Raw genomic sequence first — 6,609 nt, forward strand, 5'->3', positions numbered from 1 at the left:
CGCCCGGTGGCATCGGTAACGGAGGCGACCGCCGCAGTTGACGCCGCGACGGCCGAGCTCGACCCACCGCTGGCGGCACTACATCTGCCGAGCCTGCGGGCAAACCTCGCGGACCTCCGGCGCCGTGCGGCGGGAACGCGCATCCGGATCGCGAGCAAGTCGGTGCGATCGCTCGGGGTGCTCCGGGAGGTGCTCGGACCGGATCTACGTGGCGACGACGCAGTGCGCGGCATCATGGCCTATTCGTTGTCCGAGGCGCTCTGGCTGGTCGAGTTGGGTTGTGACGACGTCCTGCTCGGCTATCCCACCGTCGATCGCTCGGCGCTGCGTGCGTTGGCCGCCGATGACGCCGCGCTGGCGGCGGTAACCCTGATGGTGGACAACGTCCGCCAGCTCGAGATCGCGCGGGATGCGGGAGTCGTGGGCGCACGGGTGTGCATCGACGTGGACGGCTCGCTACGGCTGGGACCCGTGCACCTGGGTGTCCGCCGCTCGCCGCTCAGGGATGCAACGGACGTAGAGCCGTTGGTCAGGGCGGCCCGCGACATGGGCTTCCGGGTCGTCGGTGCGATGTTCTACGAGGCTCAGGTCGCCGGGGTCCCGGACAACGTGCGGGGGATCGGGGTGGTCAAGCGCCTGTCGATGAGGCGACTGGTCGCCATCCGCCAGGCCGTGGCCGAAACCATCGAACAGATCACCGGGACTGCTCCGGAGATTATCAACTCCGGTGGTTCCGGCTCCGTCGCGGAGAGTGCCTCCGCACCCGCGGTAACCGAGGTCACCGCAGGGTCGGGCCTCTATGTTCCCGGACTGTTCGACCACTACAGCACGTTCACCCCGCGGCCGTCCCTGTTCTTCGCCCTCCCGGCGGTGCGGACCCCGGCGCCGGGATTCACCACCTTTCTGTACGGCGGTTACGTGGCATCGGGCGTACCCGGTGTGGACCGCCTCCCGGTGCCCGCGATGCCGTCCGGATTGCGCTACCTCGGTCGGGAGGGGGCCGGCGAGGTCCAGACACCGGTGAAGGGGTCCGTGCCGATCGGACAGCGTTCGTGGTGGCGGCACGCGAAAGCGGGTGAAGTGTGCGAGCGGTTCGACACACTGCACGTGGTGGACGAGACTGCGGAGGGGCCCGCCATCGTCGAGCAGTGGCCCACCTACCGCGGTGAAGGGAAGTGTTTCGGATGAGTGTGGACCGGACGATGTCCGAGGAGGCCCTCCGGCGGCTGCACTCGGAGGCCGTGGCGATCACCGCCGATCTGGTCTCCATCGACTCCACCAACACCGGGGATCCGGCCACGATCGGTGACGGCGAAACCCGGGTGTGCCGGCGGATCGCCGAATACCTCGACGAGGTCGGTATCGCCAGCGAACTGGTGGAATCCATCCCCGGTAGAGGAAGCCTGTTCGCGAGGGTCGAGGGCTCCGACCCGGACGCGGGCGGGCTGGTCGTCCACGGACACGTCGACGTGGTGCCCGCAGTCGCCGAGGACTGGACGGTCCCACCGTTTGCCGGAGAGATCCGTGACGGCTGGCTCTACGGCCGTGGAACCGTCGACATGAAGAACATGCTCGGGATGACCCTCGCCGTGATCCGGCACTACCGCCGCGAAGGGGTGGTCCCCAGGCGGACACTGCTGCTGGCCTTCTTCGCCGATGAGGAAGCGGCCGGGATCATGGGCGCCAAGTGGGTCGTGCGGGAACGCCCGGAGATCTTCGACGGGATGACCGAGGCCCTGAGCGAGGTCGGAGGCTGGTCGGTTCCCGTAGGCGGACGTCGGCTGTATCCAATCGCCGTCGCGGAGAAGGGCGTTGCCTGGGCGTCGGTGACCGCGCACGGCACCGCTGCCCACGCCTCCCGTCCGACCACCGACAACGCCGTCGCCGCGGTCGCGGGGGCGGTTCACCGGGTCGCGTCCCGGGAATTCCCGGTGGAGCCGACCGAGGCGAACACCGCGCTGGCCGCGGCCGTCGGCCAGTTGGCGGGCTGCAGTGGCGATGTGGCCGAGCTGCCGGCTCGACTGGAGGTTCTCGGACACTTCGGACCGCTGGTCGCCGCATCCCTGTCCCACACCGCGTCGCCGACGATCCTGTCCGCCGGGTACAAGACCAATGTCATCCCCACCGAGGCCCACGCCGAGATCGACTGCCGCGTCCTGCCCGGGGGCGAGGAGACGTTCCGCGCGGAGATCGAGGACGAGCTCGGCCCTGACGTTGACGTCGAGTGGATCTGGGAGCCGCCGATCGCCGCCCCCGCCGATGCCGAACTGGTCGAGGTGATCCGGGAAGCGGTGCGGGAGTCCGATCCCGACGCACTCGTCGTTCCGTATCTCCTACCCGCGAGCACGGACAACAAGCACCTCGCCAGACTCGGGATCTCCGGGTACGGCTTCGTACCGTTGCGGGTTCCGGACGACTTCGACGTGTTCGGCCACTTCCACGCCGTGGACGAGCGCGTTCCAGTTGATGCGCTGCACTTCGGGGCGGACGTCCTGGCCACAGTCCTCCGATCGGCGTGACGGGAATCAACGCCACCAACCAGGGCAAGGGCTCCCGGAACAGACTTCCCGCGGACATCTGGGTACTCGTCGCCGCTGCGTTCGCGGTGGCGATCGGCTACGGACTGGTGGCTCCTGTCCTGCCGCAGTTCGCGCAGAGCTTCGATGTCTCGGTCACCGCCGCGTCGGTGGTGGTGAGCGCCTTCGCGTTCTTCCGACTGGTGTTCGCCCCGACCGGCGGATTCCTGGTGGACCGGTTGGGCGAACGCAGCGTGTACATGACGGGACTGCTCATCGTGGCGGTCTCCACCCTGGCCACCGGCTTGGCACAGTCATATGTGCAGTTGTTGATCTTCCGTGGACTCGGCGGGCTGGGCTCGACGATGTTCACGATCTCGGCCATGGCCCTGCTCACCAGGATCTCCCCGCCCGGCGCACGCGGCCGGATCATGGGCATCTACGCCACGGCCTTCCTCATCGGAAACATCGGCGGGCCCGTCCTCGGCGGGGTGCTGGCCGAGTTCGGGATGCGGATCCCGTTCTTCGTCTACTCCGCCTCGCTGCTGGTGGCCACGGCCGTGGTCGCGATCTTCCTGCGGGGCGGGCGCCGTCGATCGTCAGACGACCAGACCCCGGAACTGCCACCGCTGCCGGTACGGGAGGCTCTGAAGGACCTTCGCTACCTCGCCGCCCTGGCCTCGAGCTTCGTCAACGGCTGGGCATCGTTCGGCGTTCGGGTCGCGATCGTCCCACTGTTCGCCGCGGCCAATTTCGATGCCGGCCCGGGCATCGCAGGAACGGCGCTGGCGTCGTTCGCGGTGGGGACGGCATCGGTGGTGTCCGTTGCCGGATGGCTCTCCGATCGATACGGACGCAAACCCCTGGTCATCTGGGGACTCGTGATCTCGGGTGTGTCCACCGTCGTCATGGGCTGGTGTGACACCGTCCCGCTTCTCGTCGCCGCCTCTGTGGTGGCCGGGGTCGGAGCGGGAATCCTCAACCCGTCTCAGCAGGCGACGGTCGCCGACGTCATCGGCTCGGACCGCGCTGGCGGCAAGGTCCTGGCGACGTTCCAGATGGCCAGCGACACCGGTGCGATCCTCGGTCCGGTCGTGGTGGGCCTGGTGGTCGACGCCATGGGCTACAAGGTCGGTTTCGCTGTGTCCGGCGCGCTTCTGTTGGCCGCGGTGATCCCGTGGCTGTTCGCGAAGGAGCCCCGACAGGCGGCGAGCGCGGTCACGTCGGGGGAGTGACCTGCTCCATCGTCTCGCTAATCGGCCCCGTGACGCCGTAACATGGTAGGCCTCATGAACAACAATGACGAGGACCGTACCGCCGCTGCCGGCGACGAGGTCAATACCGACGCCAGCGCCCCCGAATCTTCCGAGTCCCTCACTGCCGAGCCCGCCCCGGCCTCGCCCGAGAGCAGCACCTCGTCGGAGAACGGCGACGACGCCCCGACGGTCACCTTCGCGGACATGGGCCTGGCGCCCGCTGTGGCCAAGGCCGTGCAGGAGGTCGGGTACGAGGTCCCGTCCGCCATCCAGGAAGCAACGATTCCGCTGGTCCTCGAGGGCCGGGACGTCGTGGGCCTGGCCCAGACCGGTACCGGTAAGACGGCGGCGTTCGCGCTGCCGATCCTCTCGCTCATCGATCCGTCGGTGAAGAGCCCGCAGGCACTCATCCTGGCGCCGACGCGCGAGCTCGCGCTCCAGGTCGCCGAGGCGTGCGTCACCTATTCGTCGGGGATGCCGCAGGTGAACGTCCTGCCGATCTACGGCGGCCAGGCGTATGGAATCCAGCTCTCGGGTCTGCGTCGCGGCGCGCAGATCATCGTCGGTACCCCCGGTCGTGTCATCGATCACCTCAAGAAGGGGACGCTGGACCTGTCGGGTCTGCGGCACCTCGTCCTGGACGAGGCGGACGAGATGCTGGCGATGGGATTCCAGGAAGATGTCGAGCGGATTCTCGCCGACACCCCCGAGTCGACCCAGGTGGCACTGTTCTCCGCCACCATGCCCTCCGCGATCCGTCGGATCTCGCAGCGCTACCTCACCGATCCGACCGAGGTGAAGGTGGCGTCCAAGACGTCGACCGCGCCGAGCATCCAGCAGCGGTACGTGCTGGTCCACCATCGCGACAAGCTCGATGCACTGACCCGAATCCTCGAGGTCGAGGACTTCGACGCGATGATCATGTTCGTGCGCACCAAGTCGGCCACCGAGGAGCTCGCTGAGCGACTCCGGGCGCGGGGATTCTCCGCCGCTCCGATCAACGGCGACATCCCACAGAACCTGCGTGAGCGCACCATCGAAGCCCTCAAGGACGGTCGCACGGACATCCTCGTGGCCACCGACGTCGCGGCCCGCGGACTGGACGTGCCGCGCATCAGCCACGTCGTCAACTACGACATCCCGCACGACACGGAGTCGTATGTCCACCGGATCGGTCGAACGGGCCGCGCCGGCCGCAGTGGGCACGCCCTGCTGTTCGTCACCCCGCGCGAGCGACGCCTGCTGTCGCAGATCGAGCGCGCCACCCGCCAGCCGCTGACCGAGATCCAGCTGCCGAGCGTGGACGACGTCAACGAGATGCGGATGGCCAAGTTCGCGCAGTCGATCACCGAGAGCCTCGAGGACTCGAACATCGCGCTCTTCCGTCGACTGGTCGAGGACTACGCGTCCGAACACTCGGTGTCGATGGCGGACATCGCGGCGGCGCTGGCCACCCAGTCCCGGAACTCGGACGATTTCCTCATGCGCGAGCCGGAGCGTCCGCAGCGTCGTGACCGGCACGACGATCGTCGGGACAACCGCCGTGACGATCGTCGGGAGCGCCCGGCACGCGACTTCGATGGCCCCCGCCCGTCGCGCTCGGGCAAGGACATGGCGCAGTACCGCATCGCCGTGGGTAAGCGGAACAACGTCAAGCCCGGTTCGATCATGGGTGCGCTCGCCAACGAGGCCGGTCTCCGTGGTGGCGACATCGGCCGCATCTCGATTCGTTTCGACCACTCGGTCGTAGAGCTCCCGGCGGACCTGCCGGCCGATCAGCTCGACTCGATGAAGGGGATCATCGTCGGCGGCGAGGAGATCGACATCCGTCCGGACTCCGGTCCTCCTGCGGGCCGCCCGGGCTCGTTCCGGGACGATCGCGGCGGCAAGCCACGCGGCGGTTACCGCGGCAACCGGGTCGACCGGGATGATCGCGGCAACGACCGCCGTGGCGGACGGTTCGACGACCGTCGCAACGATCGACGTAATGATCGCCGCGACGATCGTCGCGATGACCGCGGCGGCTACCGGGGTGGGGACGACCGCCGCGGTGGCGGCCCCCGTCGCGACGACGATCGACGGGGCGGCGGCGGTTTCCGTGGCCGGTCCGGCGGCGGTCGCCATCACGACTGATCACTGACGCACTCAACGACGCCACGCCCACTTCAGGGCGTGGCGTCGTCGTCTATCCGGGGCATCGCCGGACCGCCGCGGAGAGCGCGTCGTGGTCGGCCTCGGTCACGGGGAGTCCATAGGCGGTCGCGGCGGTGAGGTAGCGGGCGGCGTAAAAGCAGTGCCGCGCCGGGTCCGGCGGGAGCCAGTCGGCGGGGGTGGAGTCGCTCTTGCGACTGTTCACGCCGCCGGTGACGGCCACGAGGTTGTGGTCGACGTCGTTGGCGAACGCCGCGCGCCGCTGGGGTGTCCACGCCCAGGCGCCGAAATCCCATGCGGCCGACAACGGAAAAATATGATCGATGTGGATGCCGCGCACTCCCGAGTCCCCGGTGTCCACCACGCGTCCGGTGTACGGGTCGATGAGGCGCCCCCCGTCGATCGTGCAGGCCCCGGACCGGGTCGGCGTGCTGGCGTTCAGGTCCCGGACGAGGACGTCGATCCTGGTCGAGCAACCGTTCTGACTGCCCGGTGCCGTGGTGGCGTCGCTCCACGCCGGTCCGAACACGCAGGCGGCGTCGCCGGAGCAGTCCCGCTCGTATCCGGGCACGGCCGGACGTTCGGTGACGACGGCAACCGCCTCGAGAAGCGGCGTGACCCGGTCTCGGGGCGGGCTTCCCGGCGCGGAGCCGGTCGGGCGCCCGAGTACCGCCACCAGGCCGAGG

Annotated in this window: 5 protein-coding genes; 4 read left to right on the forward strand and 1 reads right to left on the reverse strand. The window is 68.9% G+C overall.

Going from position 1 to position 6,609, the window contains the following annotated elements:
• Positions 1-6 precede the first annotated feature (6 nt).
• Genes G6016_RS03375 through G6016_RS03390 form a run of 4 tightly spaced genes read left to right on the forward strand, consistent with a single transcriptional unit; the run spans position 7 to position 5,905 of the window.
• Positions 7-1,188 (forward strand): type III PLP-dependent enzyme domain-containing protein, encoded by a 1,182-nt coding sequence (locus G6016_RS03375; RefSeq protein ID WP_182631290.1) that lies wholly within the window; start codon positions 7-9, stop codon positions 1,186-1,188.
• Positions 1,185-2,519, forward strand: coding sequence for a M20/M25/M40 family metallo-hydrolase (locus tag G6016_RS03380; protein ID WP_182631291.1), 1,335 nt, complete (start codon positions 1,185-1,187; stop codon positions 2,517-2,519). Before G6016_RS03375 ends, G6016_RS03380 begins: the two co-directional genes overlap by 4 nt.
• Positions 2,516-3,751: an MFS transporter gene (locus G6016_RS03385; protein WP_182631292.1), complete on the forward strand. Its 1,236-nt coding sequence runs from the start codon at positions 2,516-2,518 to the stop codon at positions 3,749-3,751. Before G6016_RS03380 ends, G6016_RS03385 begins: the two co-directional genes overlap by 4 nt.
• A gap of 54 nt (positions 3,752-3,805) precedes the next feature.
• Complete coding sequence (locus G6016_RS03390; protein ID WP_182631293.1) at positions 3,806-5,905, forward strand: DEAD/DEAH box helicase; 2,100 nt, start codon at positions 3,806-3,808, stop codon at positions 5,903-5,905.
• A gap of 52 nt (positions 5,906-5,957) precedes the next feature.
• On the opposite strand, the gene G6016_RS03395 is transcribed toward G6016_RS03390, so the two are convergent.
• A complete protein-coding gene (locus G6016_RS03395) occupies positions 5,958-6,602 on the reverse strand; it encodes an HNH endonuclease family protein (protein WP_422110436.1) in 645 nt (214 codons plus the stop codon).
• Between the last annotated feature and the right edge of the window lie 7 nt (positions 6,603-6,609).

Origin of the sequence: Dietzia aerolata (assembly GCF_014144865.1) — a bacterium.
GTDB classification, from domain to species: Bacteria; Actinomycetota; Actinomycetes; order Mycobacteriales; family Mycobacteriaceae; genus Dietzia; species Dietzia aerolata.